Source organism: Cyanobium sp. ATX-6F1, assembly GCF_047395825.1.
In the GTDB taxonomy this organism is placed as follows: Bacteria; Cyanobacteriota; Cyanobacteriia; order PCC-6307; family Cyanobiaceae; genus ATX-6F1.
Genome location: NZ_JBCEBF010000001.1, coordinates 1,122,765 through 1,148,986, shown reverse-complemented (window position 1 = coordinate 1,148,986; position 26,222 = coordinate 1,122,765). Strand labels below are relative to the sequence as shown.

Here is a 26,222-nt window from a genome sequence, read left to right as displayed (position 1 = left end):
ATGGCTCTCGACCTTCCCGTCGTTGAAACCTTCCACTCCCTGCAGGGGAGGGCCTCCACGCTGGCCGCAGCGCCTTCTTCATTCGGCTGGGGGGCTGCCGGGTGGGCTGCCACTGGTGTGACACCAAGCATTCCTGGCCCGAGGCGGTCCATCCCCGACGAACCGTTGGTGCCCTGGCTGCTGAAGCCGAAGCCGCCGCCGCCACGGGCGCGGCCTTTGTGGTGATCACCGGCGGTGAGCCCCTGCACCATGACCTCACCAACCTCTGCGCCGCCCTGCGGGCCGCCCGGGGCGGCGCAGAGGTCCCCCTGCCCCTGCACCTGGAGACCAGCGGCGTCGATCAGCTCAGCGGCCATTTCGACTGGATCTGCCTCTCCCCCAAGCCCCACCAGCCCCCCACCAGGGAACTGCTCGCCGCCTGCGACGAGCTCAAGGTGGTGATCCACGGCCCGGAGGATCTGGTCTTTGCCGAAGCGATGGCCGCCGCCGCCCAGGACGCTCGCGGCTCTGATGCGCAGGGCCCTGGCGCCGCTGCCTCCAGAGCGCAGCTGCTGCTGCAACCGGGCTGGGGGTGCCCCGAAGGCGCGGCCCTGGCGATCGAGCACGTGCGCCGCCATCCCACCTGGCGCCTCAGCCTGCAGAGCCACAAGTGGCTGAACGTGCGCTGAGCGGCCCCGACCTGACGGCCCCGCTGCTGCCTCAGATCTCCTGGGCGCGGCGGGTCTCCTTTTCCGCCTTCCAGATCCGCCAGCGCAGCTCGTAGCCCCTTCGGGGTGTAGACCACGACCGGCAGGCTGGCGTTGTAGGGCACCACGAAGGGCTTGCTGCCGGCGCTCACGAACTGGGGCCTGAGGGGCTCCCCGGGGGGCAGGCCTTGCGGGTGGAGAGCATCGGGCCCACCTCCGTGAGCCGGAACAGGGTGTAACCCCAGCCGGGGATCGTCTCGGGCTTGAGCTTGCCGCCGAGGCGGTGCTGGTTGCAGTCGAGTGGCAGGGTCTTGCCAGCGATCAGCTGCACCCGCCAGTCGGCTGGATCCGCAGAAAAGGAGGGGTCCCTGGTGGGGGGAGCAGGCCCGGCAACTGGATCACCCAGCGCAGCTCATCGGCCGCCGGGGCCGGATAGGGCTTGAGATCGAGCCGGGGGATCGCCCGGGCCGGCAGCGAGGCCGCGGCAAAGGCCGCCCCAAGGGCCACCACCAGCCCAGCCCTGACGCGCACCTGTCCCATCGATCCTGGAATCCAACTGCCATGATCATGGCCGCCGCCAGCCCCAGCGCCGTTGGCCTCCGCGTTTCCAGCCTCCGGCGCCACAGCCGTGGCCCTGCTCTCGGGCGGCCTCGATTCGGCCACCGCCACGGCCCTGGCGATCGAGGCGGGGCAGCGGGTGATCGGGCTGTCCTTCGACTACGGCCAGCGCCACCGCCGCGAACTGGAGGCCGCCCGGGCCCTGGCCGAGCGCCTGGGTCTGGCGGAGCACCACACCATTGCTGTGAACCTGGCGGCCTGGGGCGGCTCCTCGCTCACCGATGCCGCCCTGGCGGTGCCCAGCGATGGGGTCGCCGACGGGGTGATCCCCTCCACCTACGTGCCTGGCCGCAACACCGTGTTCATCGCCCTGGGGCTGAGCCTGGCGGAAGCGCGCGGGGCCACGCGGCTGGTGCTGGGGGTCAACGCGATCGACTACTCCGGCTACCCCGATTGCCGGCCCGACTACCTCGACGCCTTCCAGACCCTGGCCGATCTGGCCACCAGGGCGGGCCGCGCCGGACACGGTGCCCGGCTCTGGGCCCCCTGATTCACTGGAGCAAGACCGAGATCGTGCGCCAGGCCCTACGGCTCGGGGTTCCGATCGAGGTCACCTGGAGCTGCTACGCCGGCGGCGAGCTCCCCTGCGGCCGCTGCGACAGCTGCCGCATTCGCGACGCGGCCCTGATCGAAGCCGGGCGGCCCGATCTGGCCAGCCACCGGCCGTGAGGCGGGAGCTGCCCTGGCGGGACCCCTGGGCGGTGGCGCTGGCCCTGGCGGCGGCCTTCGGCCAGGACGGGCTGGTGTGGCTCGATGGCGATGGGTCCCCAGCTGGGCCGGCAGCGGCGGGAGGCGGAGCCGAACCGTTCGGGGCGGGCCTGAGTGCGCGCAGCATTCTGGCGGTGGCTCCGTTGGAGACCCTCTGCTGCCGGGGGCTGCCGGGGAGCCCGGTGCCCACGATCCATTCGCGGCCCTCGAACGCATGGAGGCCCAGGGGGCGATTGGCTCGGCTGGCTGGGTTACGAGGCGGGGGCCTGGGTGGAAGCCGGTGACCACTGGCAGCGCCCGGCGATGGCCACCCTCTGGGCCGGCCGCTACGACCACCTGCTGCACATCAACCTGAAGGAGCGGCAGCTCTGGCTGGAGGGCTGCGGAACCGAGCGGCTGGCGACGATCGCCGCCGTGGTGGAGGCCCTCCCGGAGGGCGCCGGGGCGCCCACCGCCGGCGATCCGGCAGCGATCCCGATCTCCACCTGGCACTGGCACACCGACGCCGGCGGCTTCGCGGCCCAGGTGGAGCAGCTCCAGGCCTGGATCGCCGCCGGGGATCTGTTCCAGGCCAACCTCACGGCCTGCTGCGAGACCACCCTGGCGGCGGAAACCGACCTGCTGGCCCTCTACGGGCGCCTGCGCCGCGCCTGCCCGGCGCCGTTCTCGGGCCTGGCGATCGCCAATGGCGCGGCCCAAGGGGAAGCGGTGCTCTCCGCCTCGCCTGAGCGCTTCCTGCGGCTGAGCGCCGATGGCCAGGTGGAAACCCGGCCGATCAAAGGCACCCGCCCCCGCCGGGCCGACCCCGAGGCCGATGCCCGCGAGGCCGCCGAACTGATCACCAGCCCCAAGGACCGTGCCGAGAACGTGATGATCGTGGATCTGCTGCGCAATGACCTTGGGCGGGTGTGTGTGGCGGGGAGCATCAGCGTGCCCCAGCTGGTGGGGCTGGAGAGCTACCGCCAGGTGCATCACCTCACCTCGGTGGTGGAGGGGCGGCTGCGGCCGGGGCTGGGGGTGGTGGATCTGCTGCGGGCCTGCTGGCCCGGGGGCTCGATCAGTGGCGCCCCCAAGGTGCGGGCCTGCCGGCGTCTGAACGCGCTGGAGCCCGTGCCCCGGGGCCCCTATTGCGGCAGCCTGTTTCACCTGGCCCCTGGCGGCGCCTTCGATGGCAACATCCTGATCCGCAGCCTGCTGATCAACGGCCGCCAACTGCGGGTGCATGCCGGCTGCGGCATCGTCGCCGACTCCGATCCGGCCGGGGAGGCCGAGGAAATGGGCTGGAAGATCCAGCCGCTGCTGGAGGCCCTGACATGAACGCGATCGCCTGGATCGGCGATCCCGCTGGCGGTCCCCAATCGGGCCTTTGGGGGGCGCCCGGCGCCCTGAGCCTGCCACTGGATGACCGGGGCCTGGGCCTGGCCGATGGCCTGTTTGAAACGGTGCGGGTGGAGAACGGCCAGGCCCTGCTGCTGGCGGAGCACCTGGAGCGCTGGGATCGCGCCGCCGCCCTGCTGGCGATGGCAGCGCCACCGGCCAGCGCCGCGGTGCGGGCGCTGCTATCGGAAGCCGTGGGCCGCTGCGGCCAGGGCGATGGTGCCCTGCGGCTCAACTGGAGCCGGGGGCGGCCGCCGGGCGGGGGATTGATTTACCCAGCATCGGCGCCACACCATCACCCGCTGCCGGCCATCGCTTCTGGCTGCAATTCAGCCCCGGCGCGGCTTGCTTCCAGCCGGTATCGGTACTGATCAGTCGCCTGGAGCGCCGTAACGCCTCAAGCCAGCTGAGCGGTTGCAAGACCTTTGCCTATGGGCCCGCGATCCAGGCCCGCCGTGAAGCGCGCTCAGCCGGCGCCGAGGACGCCCTGTTGCTCAGCACGGCCGGTGGGCTCTGCTGCGGCACCGCCGCCAACCTGCTGGTCCGGCGCAACGGAGGCTGGTGGACGCCACCCCTGGCCAGCGGCTGCCTACCGGGGGTGATGCGCGGCCGGGCCCTGGCCCTGGGGCTGGCCAGGGAGGGCGAACTGAACGCCGAGGACCTGGTGGGCGCCGAAGCCGCGCTGCTGATCAACAGCCTCGGCTGCCGGCCGATCACGGCCGTCGATGGGGCACCCATGGCGTTTCTCAGCCCCACGGAGGCCGAGACCTTCTGGCGTCAGTTGTCGTAACTCCACAACGGCTTGAGCTGGGACGACTCAGACCTTGAGGAAGCGGTTCACCACCTCCTGACTGAGCTCTTCGGTGGGGCCACTGGCCACCATCCCCCCGCTGCATGGCATAGAACCAGTCAGCCTGCTCCACGAAATTGACGTGCTGCTCCACCAGCAGGACGCTGATTCCCGTGGTCTTGATGATCCGCTTGACCGCGCGCTCGATGTCGAGAATCACGGACGGCTGAATGCCCTCGGTGGGTTCATCGAGCAGCAGCAGTCGAGGCTTGCCCAGAAGGGCACGGGCGATGGCGAGTTGCTGCTGCTGTCCGCCGCTGAGATCGCCGCCGCGACGGTTGAGGAACTTCTCGAGAACCGGGAACAGCTCGTAGACCACAGGATCGATGTGGCGGTTCTTCTGCAACCCCCGGCAGAGCCTCCAGACCCAGCAGAAGGTTCTCGCGCACCGTGAGCTGGGGAATGATCTCCCGGCCCTGGGGCACGTAGCCGATACCGCTGCGGGCCCGCTGATGGGGCGGCAGGGCGGAGACGTCTCGATCCTCGAGCTCAACGGCTCCACTGCGCTGCCGCAGCAACCCGATCACGGTCTTGAGCAGGGTGGTTTTACCGACACCGTTCCTGCCGATCAGACAGACCATCTGGCCTGGTTTGACGGTGATGTCGACATCCCTGAGGATATGGCTGTCACCGTAGTAGACGTTGAGGCCGCGAACCTGCAGCACCGCATCCGTGGTGGTCATGCGTCGTCCTCCATCGAAATGCCCAAGTAGACCTCGATCACCTTTGGATTCTTCTCGACTTGATCCATGGGCCCCTCACACAGCACATGGCCCTCATGCAGCACCGTGACCTGGGAGTCGAGATCGCGGATGAACTCCATGTCGTGCTCAATGACCAGCACGGTGTGATCACCGGAGAGCTGCTTGAGCAGATCAGCGGTGCGGCGGGTTTCCTCATCGGTGAGGCCGGCCACGGGCTCATCGACCAACAACAGATCGGGGTCCTGGGCCAGCAGCATGGCGATCTCCAACCACTGTTTCTGGCCATGGGACAACCCACCCGCCGGCACGTTGGCCTGGGCCTCCAGATCCACCACCGCCAGCAGCTGCTGCACCCGCTCCCGAGCCTTGGAATCGAGAGAGCCGAAGAGGAGATCGATTGGGGAATTGCGGTGGCTCACCGCCAGCTCGAGGTTCCGGCGTGGCGAAAGGTTCTGATACACCCGCGGCGTCTGGAATTTGCGGCCGACCCCCAGCCGTGCGATCTGGTGCTCCGTGGTGCCCACCAGGGATTTCCCCCGGAAGACCACATCCCCCTTGGTGGGCCTCACCTTGCCGGTGATCACATCGAGGAAGGTGGTCTTGCCGGCACCATTCGGACCGATCACCGCCCGCAGCTCGCCGGGTGCCAGCTGCAGATTGAGATCGTTGAGGGCCCAGAAACCATCGAAGCTGACGCTCACCGAGCGCAGTTCCAGCAGCGGACTCACGCCGGTGGACGGGGTGCTCATGGCTCGACTCCTCGGGTGGACGGCGGGGTGAGTTCGGCGGCCTCGGCCTGCACGACGGGATCGAGATCCAAGGCGGGATAGGTGGGCGCCAGGGGCGGCCAACCGAGCATCGCCTGGAGCTGGCGCACTCCGCCCTGGCGCCACCAGCCCACCAGGCCATCGGGCAGGGCGGTGACCACCAGCAGGAACAGACCCCCTGGATGAACAGCCAGGTTTCGGGCAGCTGCTCACTGATCAGGCTCTTGGCATAGTTGATCAGCACGGCCCCGAGCACAGCCCCGATCAGGGTGCCCCGTCCGCCCACCGCCACCCAGATCACCATCTCGATCGAGAACGGCACCGCCATGAACTGGGGGCTGACGATGCCGGATTGGACGGTGTAGAGCGCTCCGCTCACCCCGGCCAGGGCTCCGGCCACGGCGAAGACGAGGGTCTTGTAGGCGGTGGGGTTGTAGCCCGTGTAGCGAAGCCTGGGCTCATCATCTCGGATCGCCACCAGGGCATCACCGAAGCGGCCGCTGGTGAGCCAGCGGCAAAGGAACCAGGCCGCCACGGTCAGCACCACGGTGAGCAGGAACAGGCTGCGCTGCATGGCATCGGAGCCGACCAACTCGCCGAAGATCCGCGCGGTGTCGGTCTTGAGGCCGTTGGTGCCGTTGATCAGCTTCTGTTGGCCGTTGAAAAAGTTGAAGAAGACCAGCAGGGCCGCCTGGGTGAGGATCGAGAAGTAGACCCCCTTGATCCGGTTGCGGAACACCAGAAAGCCGAGCAGGCCAGCCACCAGGGCAGGGATCACCCAGATCGCCAGAAACGTGAACACCGGCGAGGTGAAGGGCTGCCAGAAGGTCGGCAGCTCCTTGACGCCGTAGAGGCCGAAGAACTCCGGCAACTGGCCGGGCTCGAGGCTGTCGAGCTGCAGGTACATGCCGATGGCATAACCACCGATGGCGAAGAAGATCCCCTGGCCGAGGCTGAGCAGGCCGGTGAAGCCCCAGATCAGATCAATGCCCAGGGCGACGATGCCCAGCGAGAGAAACCGACCGAGCAGGTTGAGCCGGAAGGGGGCAGTAGCACCGGCAGGATCAGGGCCGCGGCCACGATCAGCACCCAGGGCAACAGGCGACGCCAGAGGGGAGCAGCGGTGGGCGCCATGGCTCAGGCCTCCACCATGCGGCCCTTGGGCGGGAAGATCCCCGCCGGGCGGAACTGCAGGAAGACCACGATGATCGCAAACACGAGCACCTTGGCCATCGAGGTGGTGGCGAAGAAGGTGATCAGCTCGTTGAGGCCGCCGGGCATGGCAGGCCAGACCAGAAGCAACGAACCGGAACCGACCACATAACTCAGCACACCGATGGCGAGGGCCGCCACCACCGTGCCCATGAGCTTGCCCACCCCTCCGAGCACCACGACCATGAAGCAGTCGACGATGTAATTGCCTCCGAGGTTGGGGCCCACCGATCCCAGCAGGGTGACGGCGACACCAGCCACACCGGCCAGACCGGAGCCGACCAGGAAGGTGAGCGCATCCACCTTCTGGGTGGGGATGCCGAGGCAATCGCTCATCGGCCGGTTCTGGGTGACCGAGCGGATGCGGATGCCCCAGACGCTCTTCTGCAGGAACCAGGTGACCGCCACCAGGGCGGCGATGGTGAGGGCGATGATGAACAGGCGCGCAGTCGGCATGTTCACGGCCCCCACGTCGATGGAACCGCGCAGCCAGCTGGGCGCGGTGACATCGAGGTTGCGGGCGCTGAACCAGGGTTCATCAAGGGCCCGCTGCTGTCCGAGGACGGCGGCCACGGCGATCCCCACCAGGCCGGCGACGAGCCAGTTGCCCACGGCGAGGATCGGGGTCCAGCGCTGTTGCCACCAGGCCTTGGGGGTGAGGCGAGGCAGCAGCAGACCGAGGGCCACCGCCAGCACCAGGCCGATGGCGAAGGCACTCGAGACCGAGCGCACAAACTGCTGCAGGATCAGGCTCACCCCCAGGTGGCCAGCAGGGTTTCCAGGGGCCGCCCGTAGAGCCTGCGGATCACGGTCTTCTCCAGCAGCAGACCGGCCAGACCACTGACCAGGAAGGCGATCGGAATGGCAATCAAGATGTAAATCGGGAACAGCGCTTCCGGCACGGCGGCCTTGAAGATGTTCTGCACCACATAGGTGGTGTAGGCCCCGATCATCATCAACTCGCCATGGGCCATGTTGATGACGCCCATCAGCCCGAAGACCACGGCCAGTCCGAGTGCGGCGAGCACCAGCACCGAGCCGATGGCCAGGCCGTTGAACAGTGTTTCGTAGAGAAGATCCATGGCGTCCCGGCGGAACCGGGCAAGGTGAACGGTCAGCCCAGAAAGCCAGGCACGAAAAGAGGGGAGATTCCTCCCCCTCTGAGGTCGATGGCCTGACGGCGATCACATCTTGAACTTGCCGGCGTCAGGACGCTTCTGGGTCCAGTCGCAGGTGTAGCCCTTGGTTTCAGGCACAAACTGGTTCCAGGCAATGGGCTTGAGGATGCCCTTGTTCTCGATGATCTTGAACATCCCATCCTTCTGGACCTCGCCGATCATCACCAGTTCAGTGGTGTGATGGTTGGGTTGAACTTCGATCGGACCCTGAGGGGCATCGAACTTCACTCCGATCAAGGCCTCACGCACCTTGGCGTTATCGGTGCTGCCGGCCTTCTCGGCACCCTTGGCCCAGAGGTAGACCATGTTGTAAGCCGACTCAGCCGGGTCGTTGGTGACCCGCTTCTCGCCATACTTCGCCTTGAAGTCAGCGGTGAACTTCTTGGAAGCCGGGGTATCAAGGCTTTGGAAGAAGTTCCAGGCGGCATAGGTACCTTCAAGGTACTCAGGCCCGATGGCGGCCACTTCCTCTTCCGCGATCGAGAAGCTCATGATCGCGTAACCGTTGGCCGGGGTGATGCCGGCAGCCTTCATCTGCTTGAAGAAAGCAACATTGCTGTCACCGTTCAGGGTGTTGACGATCACACCACCCTTGGGCAGGGCCTGCTTGATCTTGGCAATGATCGGCGCCACCTCAGTGTTTCCAAGGGGAAGGTAGTCCTCACCCACCAGCTTGCCGCCTTCTGCCTTGAGCTGTTCCTTCATGATCGTGTTGGCCGTACGTGGGTACACGTAATCGGAGCCCACCAGGAAGAAGTCTTTGCCCTTGTTCTTCAGCAGCCAAGACACAGCCGGCTCGGCCTGCTGATTGGGCGTAGCCCCGCTGTAGAAGATGTTCTTGGAGCACTCCTGACCTTCGTACTGGATTGGGTAGAAGAGGAAGTGATCCTTGGCCTCGAACACCGGCAGCATCGCCTTGCGGCTGGCGGAGGTCCAGCCTCCGAACACCACGTCGACCTTGTCCTGATCAATGAGTTTCTTGGCTTTCTCGGCGAAGGTGGGCCAGTCGGAAGCGCCGTCTTCCTCGACCGGAACGATCTTCAGCTTCTTGCCAGCAACATTGACACCACCGGATTTGTTGATCTCCTCGATCGCCATCAGCTCGGCTTCGGCCACCGTGTTCTCGGAGATAGCCATGGTGCCGGAGCGGGAGTGAAGGATCCCGACCTTCACTTCACCGTCGAAACCGCCGCCGCCGTCTCCGGAGGCCATCTTGTCGCCGCCACCGCCCCCACAGGCCACGAGGGAAAAGGACGTGGCCAGAGCGGTGGCGCCGCCCAGCAGACGAAAGGCCGTCTTCTGCGTCGAGGTGGGCTTCATTGAACAAAACTCCTGGGTGTGGTCCGCCAACTAGCGGAAAGGGCAACGTATCGACGGGTACCTCGGAAAACATGTAGCGGATCGCACCGTTTGGCCAACCCATGGGCGGCCTGTCACAGACCCAACGTCAAACAAGTCTCAATCCGGTAGCTGTTGCAACAGAAACTTCTCCACCTGATCGAGGCCCTCTCCCGAGCGGAGGTTGGTGAAGCACCACGGCAGACCCGGGCGCATGCGCTCGGTGTCCCGCTCCATCACCTCCAAAGAAGCGCCCACCATCGGGGCCAGATCGATCTTGTTGATCACCAGCAGATCGGAGCGGGTGATGCCCGGTCCCCCTTGCGGGGGATCTTGTCGCCGGCGGCCACATCAATCACATAGATGCAGCGGTCGACGAGCTCCGGGCTGAAACTGGCGGCCAGGTTGTCACCGCCGCTCTCCACCAGCACCAGATCCAGGTCGGGGAAGGCCTGCTCCAGCTCCTCCACCGCCGCCCGATTGATCGAGCAGTCCTCACGGATCGCCGTGTGGGGGCAGCCGCCCGTCTCCACCCCGCGGATGCGCTCGGGGGCGAGGGCACCGGCGCGGGTGAGGAACTGGGCGTCTTCCTGGGTGTAGATGTCGTTGGTCACCACCGCCAGCTGCAGCCGGTCCCGCAGCGAGCGGCACAGGGCCTCCACCAGGGCCGTCTTGCCGGAACCCACGGGCCCGGCCACCCCCACGCGCAAGCGGCTCATCTAACTGCGGAACAGACGGGAGTAGAGCTCAGCATGCTGCAGCTGGGCCAGGGCCGCCCCGACCCCGCCGCTCCAGAGGGCGCGGGGGTCGGCGCCCACCAGCTCCCGGGCGCGGCGCTCCAGCAACGGCCCCAGCCGCAGCTGCAGGGCCTGGCCCGAGGTGGCCCCCAGGGGCACCAGGCGCACGGCGGCACTGATCTGATTGGCCACCCAGCCGTGGAGGTAGGCCTCGATCAGCTCAAGGGGCTCCAGCTCCAGGCACACCCCCGCCCAGGCCCAGGCGGCGCTCCAGCCCAGCCCAGGAGCTGCAGCTCCAGCCCCAGCCGGAGGCAGGGGCCAGCCCAAGTCCTTCAGCAACTGCAGCAGCGAGCGCCCCATTTGACGCTGCTGGGCCCGCAGCTCCGCCGCCTCCCGCTGGGCCAGCAGCCAACCGTCGAGTTCGGCCGCCGCCGGCAGGTCCCCTGGGCCAGGGCCTCCATCAAGGGACCCAGGGCCGCGGCCTCGATCGCCACCAGGCCGCGCTCCAGCTCAGCGATCAGCCAGCCCTCCAGGGCGGCGACCTCGGCCAGCTGACCGCGCTGCACCAGCACCTCCAACCCCTCCGAATAACTGAAGGCGCCCACCGGCAGGGCTGGGCTGACCAGCTGATAAAGGCGCAGGCGGGACAGGCTCACGGCTGGTGGTGATCGTGGGGCCCCTGATGGCTGTGATCGTGGTGGCTGGGCCCAGCCCCGGCATAGGCACCGCCCTCGGGCAGGAAGGGCGCCTGCAACCGCTCCACCAGCAGGCCCCGCTGCCGCAGCAGGTCCTCGAGCACGCTGTCGACCCTCAGCCGCAGCTGATTGGCATGAACTTCCAGGGGCACATGGCGGTTGCCCAAGTGGTAAGCCGCCTGCAGCAGCGCCAGGGGATCGGCGGCGCGCACCACCAACAACGGTTCGGGGGCCGCCTCCACCAGCACCACAGGGCTGCCGCCCGCCGGGACCAAGCGCTCGCCGGGCTCCAGGGCCGCGCCCCGGGGCAACTGCAGCAGCAGATCCCTCCCGCAGGCGCTCCTGCGGTGGCCCCGCAGGCTGGTGCGTTGGTCAGCGTTCAGGGGCAGGAGCAGGACCGAACCGGCCTCGGGCCCTTCGGCTGGGCCGCCCAGGCGATTCACCAGCACCAGGGGCGTCGTGGCTGAGGAGCCGGAGGGGCCGAGGGGAGAGCGACTCATCACTGGCGACGGGGAAGGCGACAGGATGGGCGCCTAAGCCATTCCACCATCAGCCCCCGCTTGCCCCCGCGTGATCGTCAGCCCACCCGAGCGCACCACCACCCCCTGGCGGGCCAGCGCCCAGCTGTGTTTCAGCCGAGCGGACCCTGGCGGAGCCACGGTGCACCAGGGCGGAGCCACGGCACCGCTCAAGATCCAACGTGCCTTCCGCCAGCAGGATGGTCGCTGCGAACTGCCGCTGCTGCACACCGCCGGCGGCCTCGTGGGGGGCGATGAGCTCGCCATCGAGGCCCAGCTGGGCCCCCGAAGCCAGGCCCTGATCACCAGCGTGGCGGCCCAGAAGGTCTATGGCACGGTGGGACGCTCGCGGATCACACCCAAAGGCACCTGGGCCCGGCAGCGACTGCAGTTTGATCTCGCCGCCGGGGCGGACCTGGAATGGCTCCCCCAGGAGCTGGTGCTCTACGCGGGCGCCCTGTTCGAGCAGCACAGCCGGGTGGAGCTGACGGCCGGGGCCAGCTGGCTGGGGGCGGAGGTGGTGCGGCTGGGCCGCAGCGCCGACGGCGAAACCCTCGGCTCCGGCAGCTGGCGTTCCTCCCTGGAGATTCGGCGCGCCGGGAGCTGGAGTCTGGTGGACCGCTTGGCACTGGGGGGCGAGAGCCTCACGGACCCCCATGGCCTGGGGGGATCCCCCGTGTTCGGCAGCCTGGTCTGGGCGGCGCCAGAACCCGTGAGCGAGGCGCTGCTGGAGGCATGCCGCGCCGATCGACAAGGGCTGGAGGGGGCCATGGCCTGCGGACGATTGGATCAGGGGCTGGTGGCCCGTTACCACGGGCCCTCCACCCAGGCGGCCCGCTGGTGGTTCACGCGCCTCTGGGCACGCATCCGCGCCGAGCGCGGCCTGCCGCCACCTGAACTGCCGCGGGTGTGGCCGTTTCAGGAATCACCCTTCACTCACCTCCCCTCCCCTGGGGAAGCCCCATGAGCCGGCAACGGCTGGGCGCGCTGAGCGAGCGGGGGCTGTTGGCGATCGGGCCCATGCCCTGCTGGATGTCGGCAGCGGCAAGCTGGCGAACGCCTGCCGGTGCTCCGTGGGGGCCGCCTGCAACGGGGGGATCCCGTCTGGCTGGAGACCGAGGGCGCCTGGGGGGAGCAACAACGCCAGGGGATCTCATAGGAGTCGTCACAACCGTTCCCCCTGAACCCGTCCACACGCCCAACCACTGCCAGAGTGCAGCCGGCACGCCAGCACCCATGCACCTGACCCCCCAGGAGAAGGACAAGCTCCTGATCGTCACCGCCGCCCTGCTGGCGGAGCGACGGTTGAACCGCGGCCTCAAGCTCAACCACCCGGAGGCGGTGGCCCTGCTCAGCTTCCTGATCCTGGAGGGGGCCCGTGACGGCCGCAGCGTCGCCGAGCTGATGCGCGATGGCAGCACCTGGCTCAAGCGCAATCAGGTGATGGAAGGCGTTCCGGAGCTCATTGGCGAAGTGCAGATGGAGGCCACCTTCCCCGACGGCACCAAGCTCGTCACCCTCCATGACCCCATCCGCTGAGCGCCTGAACCCATGAGCCCACTGATTCCTGGTGAAATGATTCCCGGTGAACTGATCCCCGAGCCCGGCGTGATCGAGCTCAACGCCGGTCGCCCCGTGACCACCATTGGGGTCGCCAACCGCGGCGATCGGCCCGTGCAGGTGGGCTCCCATTTCCATTTCCACGAGGCCAACGAAGCGCTGGTGTTCGATCGCGACGCCGCCCGCGGCCAGCGGCTCGACATCCCCGCCGGCACGGCGGTGCGCTTTGAACCCGGCGATGCCCGCGAGGTGCAGCTGGTGCCCTACGCCGGCGCCCGCCGGGTGTTTGGTTTCAACGGCCTGATCAACGGACCCCTGGAGTAAGCAGCCATGGCCTATCGGATGGAGCGGAGGGCCTACGCCGAGACCTACGGCCCCACCACGGGCGACCGCCTGCGGCTCGCCGACACCGAGCTGATCCTGGAGGTGGAGCGCGACTTCACCACCTACGGCGATGAGGTGAAGTTCGGCGGCGGCAAGGTGATCCGCGACGGCATGGGCCAGGCCCAGACCAGCCGCGCCGACGGCGCCGTCGACACGGTGATCACCAACGCCCTGATCGTCGACTGGTGGGGGATCGTCAAGGCCGACATCGGCCTGCGTGACGGCCGCATCTGCGCGATCGGCAAGGCCGGCAACCCCGACATCAGCGATGGCATCGACATCATCGTGGGGCCGGGCACCGAAGCGATCGCCGGCGAAGGCCACCTGGTGACCGCCGGCGGCATCGACACCCACATCCACTTCATCTGCCCCCAGCAGATCGAAACGGCCCTCTCCAGCGGGGTCACCACCCTGCTGGGGGGCGGCACGGGTCCGGCCACCGGCACCAACGCCACCACCTGCACCCCCGGTGCCTTCCACCTGGCCCGCATGCTCCAGGCCGCTGAGGGGTTGCCGGTGAACCTGGGCTTCTTCGGCAAGGGCAACGCCAGCACCCCGGCGGCCCTCGAAGAGCAGATCCGCGCCGGCGCCTGCGGCCTCAAGCTCCACGAAGACTGGGGCACTACGCCAGCCGCGATCGACTGCTGCCTGTCGGTGGCCGACCAGTTCGACGTGCAGGTCTGCATCCACTCCGACACCCTCAACGAGGCGGGCTTCGTCGAAGACACGATCCGCGCCATCGGCGGCCGCACGATCCACACCTTCCACACCGAAGGGGCCGGTGGCGGCCATGCCCCCGACATCATCCGGATCTGCGGCGAGGCCAACGTGCTGCCCAGCTCCACCAACCCCACCCGCCCCTACACCAGCAACACGCTCGAGGAGCACCTCGACATGCTGATGGTGTGCCACCACCTGGATCCATCGATCCCGGAAGATGTGGCCTTCGCCGAATCGCGCATCCGCCGCGAGACGATCGCCGCCGAGGACATCCTTCACGACCTGGGCGCCTTCTCGATCATCGCCAGCGACTCCCAGGCCATGGGCCGGGTGGGGGAGGTGATCACCCGCACCTTCCAGACCGCCCACAAGATGAAGGTGCAGCGGGGCCCCCTGCCGGAGGATGCCGCCGCCGGTGGCCGCCACGACAACACGCGCATCCGGCGCTACGTCGCCAAGTTCACGATCAACCCCGCCATTGCCCACGGCCTGGATTCCCAGATCGGCTCGGTGGAGGTGGGCAAGCTGGCGGATCTGGTGCTGTGGAAACCAGGCTTTTTGGGGTCAAGCCCGAGCTGGTGCTCAAGGGAGGCTCAATCGTCTGGGCCCAGATGGGCGACGCCAACGCCTCGATTCCCACCCCCGGCCCCGTGCACGGCCGGCCGATGTTCGCCGCCTACGGCGGTGCCCTTGCCCCCAGCTGCCTCACCTTCTTGAGCCAGGCCGCCCTCGATGATGACCTGCCCCGGAAGCTGGGCCTGAAGCGGCCCTGCGTGCCGGTGGTGAACACCCGCGGCATCGGCAAGGCTGAGATGCGCAACAACAGCGCCCTGCCCAAGGTGGAGGTGGACCCCCAGACCTACGAAGTGTTCGCCGACGGGGAGTTACTCACCTGCGAACCGGCCGAGGTGCTGCCCATGGCCCAGCGGTACTTTTTGCTCTAAGCAACCTGCTCAGATGCAAGCTCTTCTGCTTCTCGCCCTCGCCACCTGCCCGCCCCAGGCCAGCGCCGTGGTGAAGGACGTCTACGGGTGGTACCTCAAGGACCAGAACCACTGGCCCCGCTCCCTGCCGAGCCAGCGGGAGCGGTTCGAGCCCGGGCTCTACGCGAAGCTGAGTGAAGCGAGCAAGCCCTTCCAATCTCCCCGCAACGATGGGAGCGGCGTGCTCGATTCCGATCCCTTCCAGGGCACCCAGGTGGGCGCCATGAGCTATCGCATCGCCGGCTGCCAGCTGACGGCGCCGGACCGAGCCATCGTGTCAGTCCCGGTGAGTGTGGGGCGCTCCAAGGCCTCCGCCAGCCTCCAGGCCATCCAGGTGCAGGTGAACGCCACCGGCGGCCGCTGGCGCCTCGCCGACATCAGCTTTCCGGCGCCCGAGGGATCGCCGGAGCAGACCCCCGCCGCACGTTGAGCGATCAACTGCGGCAGATCCTGGCCATGCGCAGCCCCTCATGGGTCCCCCCGGAACGAAAGGCCCGGTCCACACGCCATAGCTGCACCAGACCCCAGCTGCTGGCCAGCATCCCCGCCGCCCCCACCAGGCCCAGGGACCAGGGGGAGCCGTTGCCGGGGGCGCGCAGGGCACCGCTCCAACCCGCCCAGAGCACGAACGCCGTGGCCAGGCCATAGACCCTGAAGGCGTGGAGGCTCTGGCGGCGGCCAGCGGGATCGACGGGATCCTCGCGGTCGTAGCGGTGGGGCAAAGCACCAGGAAATGGGCCGCCTGCCACAGGCAGGTGAGCAGGAACACCGGCATCGCCAGCAGGCTGCCGATGGCCAGCATCAGACCGCCGGCCCCCACGATCGGCGCGCCGCCATAGAGCCTCAGCGCCCGTTCGCGCACCAACCGATCAGGGCGCCGCGCCGCGAGGCCATCGAGAGCCGCTTCGAGCAGGGTGTCGCGGATCGCCGCCCGGGCGGCCACCACACCGGCGAACGCGTAGGACAGCCCCACCAGCACCGTTGAAGCGGCCCCAGGAAGGCTGGCCATCCCTCGGCGTCGTGGGGGCAACGATCGACAGGCCAGCTTGGGCTCAATGACGTTCTGCCGCCTGGGGCTGATAGATGGCCCCATCGAAGCGGTAGAGGGTGCGGCCGCGGGGCCCGTAGCGCGTGCGCAGATCGGCGTAGCCCAGGGTGCGGCTGCCCGGGACCTCCAGACCATCCTCGGCGCCACTCATCAATTCGCTGTAAACCCCGTCGGGCCGTCGCTCGACAATCCAGAAGGGCACCGAATGACCGCCGAAGTAAGCCGGGCAACGGCGGGTGGGGACCACAAGCCAGGCCGCCCCCGAGGGCGCCAGCCGCGGCATTGGCAGCGCCGCGAAAAACGCCTCGGCCCGCCGAAGGCCCACGGAGGGATCGGCCACGCAGCGGGCGAGCGCAGACCGGTGCTCAGGATCGGCGGCAAGCTGACGGCTCAGCGCCGGCGGTGCCGGTGTGCGGGTGGAACCACGCATTAATGACTCAAGGTCGTAGCTCTGGGCGCGGGCAGCGCTGGCTCCGAGCAACGCCAAAAAAAGCGTCAAACCCACGGCATCAGAACTCCACCGTTTCACCCGTCCAGCCCAGCGCCCGGCCGAGCGTATCGAAGAAGTTGGGCCACTAGTCAGGCCCCACCGCAGGCGTGCTGGCTGTCTGGAAGTGTCCAGAATTCGCCCGTGCGCAGGTTGCGCGTGGTGTACCTCCGACCGCGCCGATCGTCCTTCGCGGCCTGCCGGCAATCGGGGATGAAGCTCAGGCACAGCTGCACCACATCCCCCTCGCGGCTGCGATGGATCGCCGGCACGGTGTCATAGGAGACCTGGTAACCGCCGTTGGTGAAGGTGATGGCGGACCCCGATCCTGGGATGGGGATCAGGACGCCATTGGCATCGGTGGAGCTGAGCCGGTAGAGCACCTCCTTGACGCTGCTGCGGCGGCACTCCCCCAGCCGCTGGGGCAAGGGAGCTCCCTGGGCCCCGGCGGGAAGCAGCGCCACCGCGCTGAGCAGCCACGCCAGGCCCAGCGGCCGCCAGCTTGTGGTGCCCCTGATCCTGAGCAAGGTGATCCACGGCGCCGGTCCACTACGAAGGCGGGCAGGGGGAACTGAAACGCCATCGGAGGCCCTCCACTCGAAGGGGACGATCGGCTCCGATTCTGGCCCTGCACCCACCGATGGACATCGGCCGCCAACTCCGTCGCTCAGGCCGTTCCAGGGCAGGGCCGGAAGCTTTGCCCTTCACCACCTGCCCGAGCGGGAGTGAACCGGTGCAACACCCCTAAACTGCCGATCCCCGGACCCCAGCCCGTGTCGAGGCGGCTGCTCTCCCAGCGCCACCCTTTCCTGTACCGCGCCTCGGTGGCGTTCCACCGCCTGCGGCGACGCCTGCGTGCCCGCTTCGATGGCCGCACCTACTGCACAGTCGCCAGCGTTGGCGCCGAACCGCTGCCTTACCGGATCAAGAAGCACCAGTCGCTGCTGATGCGCAAGCTCGGCAGCACCGACCTGCGCCTTCAGCACAACAAGGTCGACAACCTGCGCCTGGTGGTGGCCAACCTCGATGGCGTGCTGTTGCGCCCGGGGGAAACCTTCTCCTTCTGTCAGCTGGTGGGCAAACCAAGCCGCCGGCGCGGTTTCAAGGAGGGGGTCGAGCTCTCGTTCGGGGTGGCGCGGCCGGGTATCGGCGGCGGCATCTGCCAATCGACCAACCTGCTCTACTGGCTGGCGCTGCACGCGGAGCTCACGATCAGCGAGCGCCATCACCACACCTGTGATCCCTTCCCCGATGAGGGCCGGGTGCTGCCCTGGTCATCGGGGGCGGCTGTGTTTTACAACTACCTCGACTTCCAGCTCACCAATCCCACCCCGTCCACGTTTCAGATCCGCCTCTGGCTCACCGACACCCACCTGGTGGGGAGCTGCGCAGCGATCGGGAACCTGCCTTCAAGTTCCACGTCTACGAGGAGAACCATCGCTTTCTCAAGGGCGAGAACGCCTACTTCCGCAGCAACGAGATCTGGCGCCGCGCCGTGAACCGTGCCAGCGGCCGCACCGAGCGCCATGAGCTGATCTCCCACAACTTCGGCAAGGTGCTCTACGAGCCGAGTGAGGAGATCAAGCGGGCTGCCGTGCCACTGGAGGAGACGGTGACGTTGTGAGGAGGAGGCAATGGCTGTCCGCGCTTGCGCCCCTGGTGCTGATGCTGGGAGCCCAGACCATGGCCATGAGCGCCATGCCATCAGACGTGCAGGAATGGGTGCGGCAGGCCGAGGCCCGTGAGAAGCAAGGAGCTTTTGGCGAAGCGGCTGAGTTCTGGAAACGGGTCGTCCGCCGCAGCGAGCAGGTGCAGGGCGGCAATCATCCCGATACCGCCACGGCGTTGAACCACCTCGGCGAGAACCTCTACTACATGGCCGCGTACGGCGAAGCTCTCATCGCCTTCGAACGGGCCCTGCGCATCCGCGAAAGCAGGCTCGGTCCCCGTCACCCGGACACGGGCACCTCCCTCCAGAACCTGGCTGCGCTCTATGAGAAGCAGGCCGCCTACGGCAAGGCTGAACCCCTTTACGAGCGGGCCCTTGAAATCCAGGAAGCGACCCTCGGGTCTCAGCACCTCGCCACGGCAACCACCCTCAACAACCTTGGAGGACTAAGCCGCCGCCAGGGAGCGATGGCCAGGGCCGAGGCCTTCTATAGGCGGGCCCTCGTGATCGTCGAACAACGGTTGGGGCCCAAGGATCCCCAGACCGCTGACACGCTGCACAATCTCGCCAGCCTGTATGCCAGCGAGGGCCAGGGCGAGAAAGCCGAGCCCCTCTTCCTCCGAGTGGTCGCCATCAGTGAGGCCACGCTCGGACCCAATCACCCGGAGACGGCCACGACCCTCAATTCCCTTGCGCTTCTGTACGACAAAAAGAAAGAGTTCTCCAAAGCGGAATCGCTCTACCGCCGCAGCCTCGCGATCCGGGACAAGGTCCTGGGGGCAGGCCACCCCGACACAGGAGCATCACTCAACAACCTGGCCCTATTCCTCTCCAGTCAAGGGCGATTCGAGGACGCAGAACCCCTGGCCCGGCGCGCCCTGGAGATCAAGGAACGAGCCTTGGGCCCGAACCACCTCGGCACCGCACTCTCGCTGGATACCTTGGCTGGCCTGCTCCTCAACCAGGGCGCCCATCAGTCCGCTGAACCTCCCCTCCGTCGCAGTATTTCGATTCAGGTCAGCTTCCTACAGAGGGAACTGCCCCTGTTGCCCGAATCCAGCCGCCTTCCCCAGATCCAGGCCCTGGGCAACGCCTGGGAGGCGGCCTACTCCCTGGCCGGCCGCACCCCCAGCGGCGCCGATCTCGCCCTGTTCACACGCCTCAACCGCCACGGCCTCCTCCAGGACATCGAACGCCGGCAGGCCCTGCTCGCCCGTGCACCAGGGCCCCAGCAGGCCCTCAGCCAGCGGATTGCCGCCCTCACCGCCCTCCTCGCCAACGTCGGACTGCCCCCCGCCCAGCGACAGCCCCTCCAGGACCAGCGCCAGCAGCTCGAGCAGCAGCTCTACCGCCAGCTCCCCGCCCTCCAGCCCAGGCTGGTGGAACCCGCTTCCGTGGCCCAGGCCCTGCCTCCCGATGGAGTGCTGATCGAGTTCCAGCGCTACCGGCCCTACGACGGGCGTGCCAACAAGGACCAGCGCTGGGGTGAACCCCGCTACCTCGCCCTCGTGCTCCAGCCCTCCGGCGCCATCACCGCCACTGATCTCGGGCCCGCCAGTGCCATCGATCCCCTCATCCGCCAGGCACTGGCCGTCAGTGAAAAGGGCGAGCGCCCCGCCGATCCCCTCTGGCAACAGGTCACCGTCAAGGTGCTCAGCCCCCTGCTCCCCCAGCTCGCCGGCCGCCGACGCTGGTTCCTCTCCCCGATGGCGAGCTCAACCGCATCCCCTACGCCGCCCTCTCCGATCCAAGCAACCCCAGCCAGCGCCTGGTGCAGGCCGTGCAGCTGCGCCTGCTCACCAGCGGCCGCGATCTGCTGCCAGGCGAGCCCAGCTCCGCTGGCCAGTTACCCCTGGTGGTGGCCGGCCCCGATTTCGGTGGTGCCCGCCCCTGGGCCGCCCTCCCCGCTGCCGCCCAGGAAGGCCAGCAGGTGGCCAGCCAGCTCAAGGCCACCTTGATCGCGGGAACTGCCGCGACCACCACAGCCCTCAAGCAGGCCCGCGGGCCCAGCGTGCTGCATGTGGCCAGCCATGGCTTCTTCCTGCCCGCCGCCAACGGCGGCGACCCCCTGCTCGATTCCGGTCTGGTGCTCGCCGGCGCCAACCGCAGCGGCCTGCCCAATCAGCCAAGCGCAGCCCCAACAACGGCAACTCGCAAGAGCGGTGCCGGCGACGATGGCTACCTCACCGCCAAGGAGGCCGCCCAGCTCCAGCTCGACGGCACCCAGCTCGTCGTCCTCTCCGCCTGCGACACCGGCTCCGGCACCGTTCAGGGCGGCGAGGGCGTCTACGGCCTCCAAAGAGCCCTCACCGTCGCCGGTGCCCGCTCCACACTCCTCTCCCTCTGGAAGGTCGACGACGACGCCACCGCTCAGTTCATGCGCCGCTTCTACGACCTCCTCAAGGCCGGCAAAGGACGCATGGAGGCCCTCGTTCAGGTCCAGGAGGAGTTCCGCACCAACCCTCCCGTGCGCGACTGGCGCGACCACAAGTACTGGGCCGCCTGGCAGCTCTCCGGTGATGTAGCACCGCTGCCGGGGCTGTGAGGAAGCGGGCGCTGCTGGCCGTGGTGGGAATCCTCGCGGCCCCGGCGCTGGCGGTCGCAGCGCCGGGGCCGATCCCTTCCCGCTCCGATTCCCGGCAGGCACAGGTGCCCTCCGCGTCCAGCCGCCGTCGCACGATCGCCCCAGCCGACCTCCTCAGCGAGGTGCACCGGGCACAAGCCCTGGAAGCCCGTGGCGCCATCGCGCAGGCAACGGCGCTGATGGAGCAGATCCTGCACTCGGTCGAGAAGCAGGCCGGCTCCAGCCACCCCACGACGGCCGCCGTGCTCTCCGCTCTGGCCCGCCTTCTCCAGAAGCAGGGGAACGGCAAGCGTGCCGAGGCTCTCCACCTGCGGGCTCTCGCCATCTTCGAGCGGCTCCACGGCCGCGGTCATGCCGACACGGCGACAGCGCTCCAATACCTGGCCGACTTCTACGACAACCAGCACCTCTTGCCTCAGGCCGAGTTCTTCCACCGCCGAGCTCTGGCAGCACAGGAGCAGGCCCTCGGACCCGATGACCCGGCCACGGCCACCTATCTGAACAACCTTGCCGTCCATCTGATGCGCCGGGGCGCTTACGACAATGCCGAGCCCCTGCTTCAGCGGGCACTCTCGATCGTCGAGCGGCACCACGGCCCTCTCCATCCTGACACCGCAACCACCCTCATCAACCTGGGCGGGCTCCATCAGGGACTTCATGACTACGACAGAGCCCAAGCCCTGTTCACCCGTGCGCTCCATGTGGCCGAAACCTCGCTGGGCGCGGGGAGTCCACTCGCGCTGCAGGCCCTCGGCAGCCTCGCCCTTCTCTCTCACATTCAGGGGGCCTACCCCGAAGCGGAAGTCCTCTACCGGAAGGTGCTGACCGGCATGGAGGAGAACCGGAGCACAGCTCCGACCGATGCGGCGAGGGTTCGGATAAACCTGGCTCAACTTCTTGTGCTCCAGTCCAGGTACGGGCTGGCGGAACCACTCCTGCTGAGCGCCCTGGATCTGCAGCGCCGTGCCCTGGGTGCACGGCACCCGGAAATCGGCCTGACGCTGAACAACCTGGCCCAGCTCCACATCGATCAGGGAGCCTACGAGCGGGCAGAGCCGCTGCTCCGGCAAGCCCTTGCGATGAGCGAATCCACCCTGGGACCCTCCCATCCCGCCACAGCTCTGGGGCTCAGCAACCTGGCCCAGCTCCACCAGCGCAGCGGGACCCCGGATCGAGCCGAGCCGCTCCTGCTGCGGGCCCTCGCCATCAACGAGAAGGTTCAGGGCCGTGAGGCTCCGGGCACAGCGGTCGTCCTCAACAACCTGGCTCAGAACTACCTGACACAAGGGGCATTCACGCGAGCTGAAGCGCTCCTGCTGCGTGCCCTCTCGATCAACGACAAAGCCTTCGGTGCCGATCACCCCACCTCATCGGGCTATCTCCTGAACCTGGCCGAGGCCTATCGGCAACAGGGTTCCGCCGTCCGCGCCGAACCGCTCTACCGCAGGGCCCTGATCATCCAGGAGCAACGGCTCGGAGCGGAGCATCCCGTGACGGCCAACACCCAGATCAACCTGGCCCTGCTCTACGACGGCCAGGGCGCCTCCGCCCGCGCCGAACCCCTGCTGCGCCAGGGCATCCGCGGCCAGACCCTCTTCCTTCAGCGCGAAATCCCCCTCCTTCCCGAATCCCGCCGCCTCCCCCAGATCCGCTCCCTCGGCAACGCCTGGGAAATCGCCTACAGCTACGCCGGCCGTTCCCCCGCCGGCTCCGATCTCGCCCTGTTCACACGCCTCAACCGCCACGGCCTCCTCCAGGACATCGAACGCCGGCAGGCCCTTCTCGCCCGTGCACCAGGGCCCCAGCAGGCCCTCAGCCAGCGGATTGCCGCCCTCACCGCCCTCCTCGCCAACGTCGGACTGCCCCCCGCCCAGCGACAGCCCCTCCAGGACCAGCGCCAGCAGCTCGAGCAGCAGCTCTACCGCCAGCTGCCCGCCCTCCAGCCACGCCTCATCGAACCTGCTGCCGTGGCCAAGTCCCTGCCTTCCGATGGTGTGCTGATCGAGTTCCAGCGCTTCCAGCCCTTCCAGGGACGCCCCGGAACGGCCTCCCCTGGGGAGAACCCCGCTACCTCGCCCTCGTCCTCCAGCCCTCGGGCGCCATCACCGCCACCGACCTGGGGCCCGCCAGTGCCATCGATCCCCCCATCCGCGAGGCCCTCGCCGTCAGCGAAAAGGGCGAGCGTCCCGCCGATCCCCTCTGGCAGCAGGTCACCGCCAAGGTGTTGGCTCCCCTGATGCCCCAGCTGGAGGGTCGCCGCCGCTGGTTTCTCTCCCCCGACGGCGAACTCAACCGCATCCCCTACGCCGCCCTCTCCGATCCCCGCAACCCCAGCCAGCGCCTGGTGCAGAACGTGCAGCTGCGCCTGCTCACCAGCGGCCGTGATCTCCTTCCCACCGATCCAGCCCCCAACGCCCAGCCACCCCTGGTCGTCGCCGGTCCCGATTTCGGCGGCGTCAAACCTTGGGCCGCCCTGCCCGCCGCCGCCAAGGAAGGACAACAGGTAGCCGACCAGCTCCGCGCACGCCTGATCGAGGGATCCGCCGCCACCGCCACCGCCCTGGAACGGACCCACGGGCCCCGGGTGCTGCACGTCGCCAGCCATGGTTTCTTCCTGCCCGCCCCCACCGGAGGTGATCCCCTGCTCGATTCCGGCCTCGTGCTGGCGGGCGCCAACCGCAGCGGCCTGCCCAACCAGCCCAAAGCCCCTGCCGGCCCCCCAACCACCCGCTCTGGCGCCTCCCTTGATGACGGCTACCTCACCGCCAAGGAGGCCGCCCAGCTCCAGCTCGATGGCACCCAGCTCGTCGTCCTCTCCGCCTGCGACACCGGCTCCGGCACCGTTCAGGGCGGCGAGGGCGTCTACGGCCTCCAAAGAGCCCTCACCGTCGCCGGGGCCCGCTCCACACTCCTCTCCCTCTGGAAGGTCGACGACGACGCCACCGCTCAGTTCATGCGCCGCTTCTACGACCTCCTCAAGGCCGGCAAAGGACGCATGGAGGCCCTCGTTCAGGTCCAGGAGGAGTTCCGCACCAACCCTCCCGTGCGCGACTGGCGCGACCACAAGTACTGGGCCGCCTGGCAGCTCTCCGGCGACACCTCTCCCTTGCCGGGGCTATGAGAGGTAAACACACTGAACCCACCCACCCAGCTGCCGTCGTGTCCCAGCCCTCGACCCCCGGGTTCCTGATCTCCGCACTGTTGCTGGCCGCCAGCGCCGGCGCCACCTTGGCCCCAGCGGCCGTGGCCGCCCCGAATCCTGCGACCGACCTGCAGGCAGCGGTTCAGGCCGTCAGCGGGCCCCTGCAGCAGGCCTGGAAGGGGGATCCAGCCACCGCCGCCCTGCCCTGGCCGGCCCTGCGGCTGGTCCCTGCGGGCAACGGTCTTCTCTCCAGCTGCCCCAGCGCCCAGGGCGCCAGCGCCGACACCAGTGCCCTCTACTGCCCGGCCAGTGGCGAGCTGCTGCTGGAGGCGAAAGGATTGAGCAGCGATCGGAAGCGCTACGGACCGTGGGGAATCGCCTACTGGGTCGCCTCCGGCCTGGGCCAGGCCTTCCTCGCCCGACAGAAGGCCGGCACCGCCCTAGAGGGACCGGCTCTCAATCTCCAGGCCATCTGTCTGGCGGGAGTGCTACTGGATTCCAGCCCGGGACTCAAGCCCAGCACCCCCGCCCAGAAACTCTCGCCGGCGCGCTCCGCCTACGGCAGCGCCGATGCGGCCCTGCAGGGCACCCGAAGCCAGCGGGCCTACGCCCTGCTCAGCGGTTTCGGCGCCACCGCCAGCCCCTGCACGGCCGCGGCCATGGAGGGCCTGGCGAACGACCGCGTCAGCGATCTGAAGCTGTTGGCCGAGGTGGGCGAGGAGCCCAACCGGGCCTTGAGCAGCGTCAGCAACGCCCCAACAGCCTCCTGCCGCAAACCCCTGCGCTGCCCCCGCCGGGTCGGTGAGGTCTTCGCCGCCGCCCGGCCCTGAGCCATGGCCGAGCCAGAGCAGCCGCCAACCGCAACGCCCCGCGCAGCGGCAGCTACCCCCGCGGCGTCCAAGGATCCGGTGCCCTCCTGGGTGCGCTCGAACGTGCTGCACAACTGGATTCAATCGGTCGGCATCGTGGTGGCGGCCACCTGGGGGGCCTACACCTTCATCTGGAAGGAGGTCCTGGTGCCGGACATGGCCCCCGCCAGCCTCAGCCTGCAGATCGCGGTGAGCCCCAGCCGTCGGCTGCGGCCGACCCAGACAACGGGCCAGGCCAACCTGGAACTGGAAGTGGAGATCACTGCTTCCAATTCCAGCAGCCGCAGGCTGTACCTGCTACCCAGCGTCTGGCAGCTGAAGGGGATCCGACTCCATCAGGATGGCGAGGATCCTGCCTTCGCAGAGAGGGCCACCGAGGTGCTGATTCTGCTGGGCCCCCAGGACCGGGCCGAGCGCTTCGCCCCCTCAGACCCCGGCCGCACCCTCTCCACTGGCTGGCTCTTCCTCGACGATGTGATTCACCCCGGCGAGAAGCTGAGCCGCAACCTGCTGTTGCGATTGCCGGCCAAGAGCTTCGAGGCCGCCAGCTTCGATCTGCTGATCCCCACGCTCACCCAGCCGCCGAAGCCATCCCTGTTCGGGGGCCGGGCCCTGCGCTGGTCCTACGACCCCCGGGCCACGGCCGCCATGGAACTAGTGCCCAATCTCTGCCCTAGGGATCCTTCCAAGGACTGCGCCCCCATCAGCCTTGAGGCCCTCACCCACCAGGTGAAGGCCTTCGATCCCAAGTCAATCTTCTTCAAGGCCACACGGGAAGTGGCGCTGTAGGTGACGACCAACCGCCTCAGGCCAGCTCTGGCGGGGGATCGAACGGCTGATCGAAGCCCACGCCGAGGCTCACCAGCAGTCCGCCTTTGACGTACCAGCGCAAGTTGACCGAAATCTGCTCGACACCGAAACCCGGCTGACTGCTGAGGTTGAGCAGCAGGCGGTTGACGGGCTCAAACTCCTGGCCAGAGGTCAGCACCAGGCAGAGCCCGCCGGCGCTCAGGTCAAGAATGTCGGCCGAATACCAGGGCCCGATCGCCTCACCATCGGCTGACGCCAGGGCCAGAGAGATGGGCTTGGTGACCTCGATGGAGTTTCGGAAATGCTCGCGTCGGTTGGCGCCATGGTCTTTTTCCCCCTCTTCCTGGAGGGATCCGCCCGCCTCAGAACCATCGCCAGGGACCTGGATGAATGGGCTCGTGAGAGTGGGTTCGGTCACAGTGATGAGAATGAAGAGGACTGTGAACGATTGAGCAGCTGAGCTCGCTTGATCTCATCAACATTAACGGTGTCTACACTTGCCGACAGCCCAGGCCAAGGGACCCTTCCAGCCCATCGGCAGGCTTGACAACAGGCCCGTAAACCCCCTGATTCGTAAC

Annotated in this window: 22 protein-coding genes and 10 pseudogenes; 18 read left to right on the top strand and 14 right to left on the bottom strand. The window is 68.2% G+C overall.

Annotation, left to right across the window (positions count from 1 at the left end; genetic code table 11):
- Window positions 1-668 (top strand): annotated as a pseudogene (locus AAF143_RS06840) (7-carboxy-7-deazaguanine synthase QueE).
- Window positions 669-834: 166 nt separating this feature from the next.
- Here AAF143_RS06840 and AAF143_RS06835 read toward each other — a convergent pair.
- Together AAF143_RS06835 and AAF143_RS06830 are read right to left on the bottom strand one after the other, a co-directional pair.
- Window positions 835-1,017 carry an ecotin family protein gene (locus AAF143_RS06835; RefSeq protein ID WP_414026684.1) on the bottom strand — a complete coding sequence of 61 codons (183 nt, stop codon included), beginning with the start codon at window positions 1,015-1,017 and terminating at the stop codon, window positions 835-837.
- The gene (locus tag AAF143_RS06830; RefSeq protein ID WP_414026683.1) at window positions 1,008-1,226 is read right to left on the bottom strand and encodes a hypothetical protein; all 219 of its coding nucleotides are present in this window, start codon (window positions 1,224-1,226) and stop codon (window positions 1,008-1,010) included. Before AAF143_RS06830 ends, AAF143_RS06835 begins: the two co-directional genes overlap by 10 nt.
- 52 nt (window positions 1,227-1,278) lie before the next feature.
- On the opposite strand from AAF143_RS06830, the pseudogene queC reads away from it, so the two are divergent.
- The 4 genes and pseudogenes from queC (at window position 1,279) to AAF143_RS06810 (ending at window position 4,179) form a co-directional block, all read left to right on the top strand.
- Window positions 1,279-1,973: pseudogene (queC, locus tag AAF143_RS06825) on the top strand (7-cyano-7-deazaguanine synthase QueC).
- Window positions 1,970-3,329, top strand: a pseudogene (locus AAF143_RS06820) (anthranilate synthase component I family protein). Before queC ends, AAF143_RS06820 begins: the two co-directional pseudogenes overlap by 4 nt.
- Window positions 3,326-3,760, top strand: a complete 435-nt coding sequence (locus AAF143_RS06815; protein WP_414026682.1) for an aminotransferase class IV — start codon at window positions 3,326-3,328, stop codon at window positions 3,758-3,760. The pseudogene AAF143_RS06820 and the gene AAF143_RS06815 overlap by 4 nt, the downstream one beginning before the upstream one ends.
- Window positions 3,655-4,179, top strand: coding sequence for an aminotransferase class IV (locus AAF143_RS06810; protein WP_414026904.1), 525 nt, complete (start codon window positions 3,655-3,657; stop codon window positions 4,177-4,179). The genes AAF143_RS06815 and AAF143_RS06810 overlap by 106 nt, the downstream gene beginning before the upstream one ends.
- On the opposite strand, the pseudogene AAF143_RS06805 reads toward AAF143_RS06810, so the two are convergent.
- The 8 genes and pseudogenes from AAF143_RS06805 to ureE form a co-directional block, all read right to left on the bottom strand.
- A pseudogene (locus tag AAF143_RS06805) lies at window positions 4,136-4,820 on the bottom strand (ATP-binding cassette domain-containing protein). The gene AAF143_RS06810 and the pseudogene AAF143_RS06805 overlap by 44 nt on opposite strands.
- Window positions 4,821-4,918: 98 nt before the next feature.
- On the bottom strand, window positions 4,919-5,692 hold the full coding sequence (gene urtD, locus AAF143_RS06800) for an urea ABC transporter ATP-binding protein UrtD (protein ID WP_255010373.1): 774 nt from the start codon (window positions 5,690-5,692) through the stop codon (window positions 4,919-4,921).
- A pseudogene (gene urtC, locus AAF143_RS06795) lies at window positions 5,689-6,844 on the bottom strand (urea ABC transporter permease subunit UrtC). The gene urtD and the pseudogene urtC overlap by 4 nt, the downstream one beginning before the upstream one ends.
- A 3-nt stretch (window positions 6,845-6,847) precedes the next feature.
- Window positions 6,848-8,004: pseudogene (locus AAF143_RS06790) on the bottom strand (ABC transporter permease).
- Window positions 8,005-8,106: 102 nt separating this feature from the next.
- Window positions 8,107-9,420, bottom strand: a complete 1,314-nt coding sequence (gene urtA, locus AAF143_RS06785) for an urea ABC transporter substrate-binding protein (protein ID WP_255010441.1) — start codon at window positions 9,418-9,420, stop codon at window positions 8,107-8,109.
- 138 nt (window positions 9,421-9,558) lie between these two features.
- Window positions 9,559-10,157, bottom strand: a pseudogene (gene ureG, locus AAF143_RS06780) (urease accessory protein UreG).
- Window positions 10,158-10,825: pseudogene (locus tag AAF143_RS06775) on the bottom strand (urease accessory protein UreF). It abuts the pseudogene before it with no gap.
- 2 nt (window positions 10,826-10,827) lie between these two features.
- Window positions 10,828-11,370: an urease accessory protein UreE gene (gene ureE / locus AAF143_RS06770; RefSeq protein WP_255010379.1), complete on the bottom strand. Its 543-nt coding sequence runs from the start codon at window positions 11,368-11,370 to the stop codon at window positions 10,828-10,830.
- Between the two features lie 70 nt (window positions 11,371-11,440).
- Here ureE and AAF143_RS06765 point away from each other — a divergent pair, with 70 nt between their 5' ends.
- From AAF143_RS06765 to AAF143_RS06745, 5 genes and pseudogenes are all read left to right on the top strand, one after another.
- Window positions 11,441-12,355 (top strand): urease accessory protein UreD, encoded by a 915-nt coding sequence (locus tag AAF143_RS06765; RefSeq protein ID WP_409995666.1) that lies wholly within the window; start codon window positions 11,441-11,443, stop codon window positions 12,353-12,355.
- 269 nt (window positions 12,356-12,624) lie between these two features.
- Window positions 12,625-12,927: an urease subunit gamma gene (locus AAF143_RS06760; protein ID WP_255010381.1), complete on the top strand. Its 303-nt coding sequence runs from the start codon at window positions 12,625-12,627 to the stop codon at window positions 12,925-12,927.
- 36 nt (window positions 12,928-12,963) lie between these two features.
- Window positions 12,964-13,272 carry an urease subunit beta gene (locus tag AAF143_RS06755; protein ID WP_409995667.1) on the top strand — a complete coding sequence of 103 codons (309 nt, stop codon included), beginning with the start codon at window positions 12,964-12,966 and terminating at the stop codon, window positions 13,270-13,272.
- A gap of 6 nt (window positions 13,273-13,278) precedes the next feature.
- Window positions 13,279-14,996 (top strand): annotated as a pseudogene (gene ureC, locus AAF143_RS06750) (urease subunit alpha).
- 13 nt (window positions 14,997-15,009) lie between these two features.
- On the top strand, window positions 15,010-15,465 hold the full coding sequence (locus tag AAF143_RS06745) for a hypothetical protein (RefSeq protein ID WP_414026681.1): 456 nt from the start codon (window positions 15,010-15,012) through the stop codon (window positions 15,463-15,465).
- A gap of 4 nt (window positions 15,466-15,469) precedes the next feature.
- Here the strand turns inward: AAF143_RS06745 and AAF143_RS06740 are convergent, their stop codons facing one another.
- From AAF143_RS06740 to AAF143_RS06730, 3 genes are all read right to left on the bottom strand, one after another.
- Window positions 15,470-15,757: a hypothetical protein gene (locus AAF143_RS06740; RefSeq protein WP_414026680.1), complete on the bottom strand. Its 288-nt coding sequence runs from the start codon at window positions 15,755-15,757 to the stop codon at window positions 15,470-15,472.
- Window positions 15,758-16,087: 330 nt separating this feature from the next.
- A complete protein-coding gene (locus tag AAF143_RS06735; RefSeq protein WP_255010394.1) occupies window positions 16,088-16,582 on the bottom strand; it encodes a hypothetical protein in 495 nt (164 codons plus the stop codon).
- Between the two features lie 80 nt (window positions 16,583-16,662).
- Window positions 16,663-17,034 (bottom strand): hypothetical protein, encoded by a 372-nt coding sequence (locus AAF143_RS06730; RefSeq protein ID WP_255010395.1) that lies wholly within the window; start codon window positions 17,032-17,034, stop codon window positions 16,663-16,665.
- A gap of 309 nt (window positions 17,035-17,343) precedes the next feature.
- Here AAF143_RS06730 and AAF143_RS06725 point away from each other — a divergent pair, with 309 nt between their 5' ends.
- From AAF143_RS06725 to AAF143_RS06690, 8 genes and pseudogenes are all read left to right on the top strand, one after another.
- Window positions 17,344-18,069, top strand: coding sequence for a VanW family protein (locus AAF143_RS06725; RefSeq protein ID WP_414026679.1), 726 nt, complete (start codon window positions 17,344-17,346; stop codon window positions 18,067-18,069).
- Entirely contained in the window at window positions 18,066-18,194 is a 129-nt protein-coding gene (locus AAF143_RS06720) for a hypothetical protein (protein ID WP_414026678.1), read from the top strand. Before AAF143_RS06725 ends, AAF143_RS06720 begins: the two co-directional genes overlap by 4 nt.
- Window positions 18,195-18,235: 41 nt before the next feature.
- Window positions 18,236-19,240, top strand: a pseudogene (locus tag AAF143_RS06715) (tetratricopeptide repeat protein); the annotation flags it as partial.
- 626 nt (window positions 19,241-19,866) lie between these two features.
- A complete protein-coding gene (locus tag AAF143_RS06710; RefSeq protein ID WP_414026903.1) occupies window positions 19,867-20,784 on the top strand; it encodes a CHAT domain-containing protein in 918 nt (305 codons plus the stop codon).
- Between the two features lie 104 nt (window positions 20,785-20,888).
- Window positions 20,889-23,060: a tetratricopeptide repeat protein gene (locus AAF143_RS06705; protein WP_414026677.1), complete on the top strand. Its 2,172-nt coding sequence runs from the start codon at window positions 20,889-20,891 to the stop codon at window positions 23,058-23,060.
- Complete coding sequence (locus tag AAF143_RS06700) at window positions 23,048-23,944, top strand: CHAT domain-containing protein (RefSeq protein WP_414026676.1); 897 nt, start codon at window positions 23,048-23,050, stop codon at window positions 23,942-23,944. The genes AAF143_RS06705 and AAF143_RS06700 overlap by 13 nt, the downstream gene beginning before the upstream one ends.
- A gap of 38 nt (window positions 23,945-23,982) precedes the next feature.
- The gene (locus AAF143_RS06695; RefSeq protein ID WP_255010401.1) at window positions 23,983-24,795 is read left to right on the top strand and encodes a hypothetical protein; all 813 of its coding nucleotides are present in this window, start codon (window positions 23,983-23,985) and stop codon (window positions 24,793-24,795) included.
- Between the two features lie 3 nt (window positions 24,796-24,798).
- Window positions 24,799-25,623: a hypothetical protein gene (locus tag AAF143_RS06690; RefSeq protein WP_255010402.1), complete on the top strand. Its 825-nt coding sequence runs from the start codon at window positions 24,799-24,801 to the stop codon at window positions 25,621-25,623.
- Between the two features lie 16 nt (window positions 25,624-25,639).
- On the opposite strand, the gene AAF143_RS06685 is transcribed toward AAF143_RS06690, so the two are convergent.
- The gene (locus AAF143_RS06685) at window positions 25,640-26,062 is read right to left on the bottom strand and encodes a PilZ domain-containing protein (RefSeq protein ID WP_255010404.1); all 423 of its coding nucleotides are present in this window, start codon (window positions 26,060-26,062) and stop codon (window positions 25,640-25,642) included.
- Window positions 26,063-26,222 lie beyond the last annotated feature (160 nt).

What these genes read in the sequence shown, in the direction of transcription:
- AAF143_RS06830 (WP_414026683.1), bottom strand. Translation starts at nt 1,226, where the DNA reads ATGGGACAGGTGCGCGTCAGGGCTGGGCTGGTGGTGGCCCTTGGGGCG.
- AAF143_RS06815 (WP_414026682.1), top strand. Translation starts at nt 3,326, where the DNA reads ATGAACGCGATCGCCTGGATCGGCGATCCCGCTGGCGGTCCCCAATCG.
- urtD (WP_255010373.1), bottom strand. Translation starts at nt 5,692, where the DNA reads ATGAGCACCCCGTCCACCGGCGTGAGTCCGCTGCTGGAACTGCGCTCG.
- urtA (WP_255010441.1), bottom strand. Translation starts at nt 9,420, where the DNA reads ATGAAGCCCACCTCGACGCAGAAGACGGCCTTTCGTCTGCTGGGCGGC.
- ureE (WP_255010379.1), bottom strand. Translation starts at nt 11,370, where the DNA reads ATGAGTCGCTCTCCCCTCGGCCCCTCCGGCTCCTCAGCCACGACGCCC.
- AAF143_RS06760 (WP_255010381.1), top strand. Translation starts at nt 12,625, where the DNA reads ATGCACCTGACCCCCCAGGAGAAGGACAAGCTCCTGATCGTCACCGCC.
- AAF143_RS06755 (WP_409995667.1), top strand. Translation starts at nt 12,964, where the DNA reads ATGATTCCCGGTGAACTGATCCCCGAGCCCGGCGTGATCGAGCTCAAC.
- AAF143_RS06745 (WP_414026681.1), top strand. Translation starts at nt 15,010, where the DNA reads ATGCAAGCTCTTCTGCTTCTCGCCCTCGCCACCTGCCCGCCCCAGGCC.
- AAF143_RS06690 (WP_255010402.1), top strand. Translation starts at nt 24,799, where the DNA reads ATGGCCGAGCCAGAGCAGCCGCCAACCGCAACGCCCCGCGCAGCGGCA.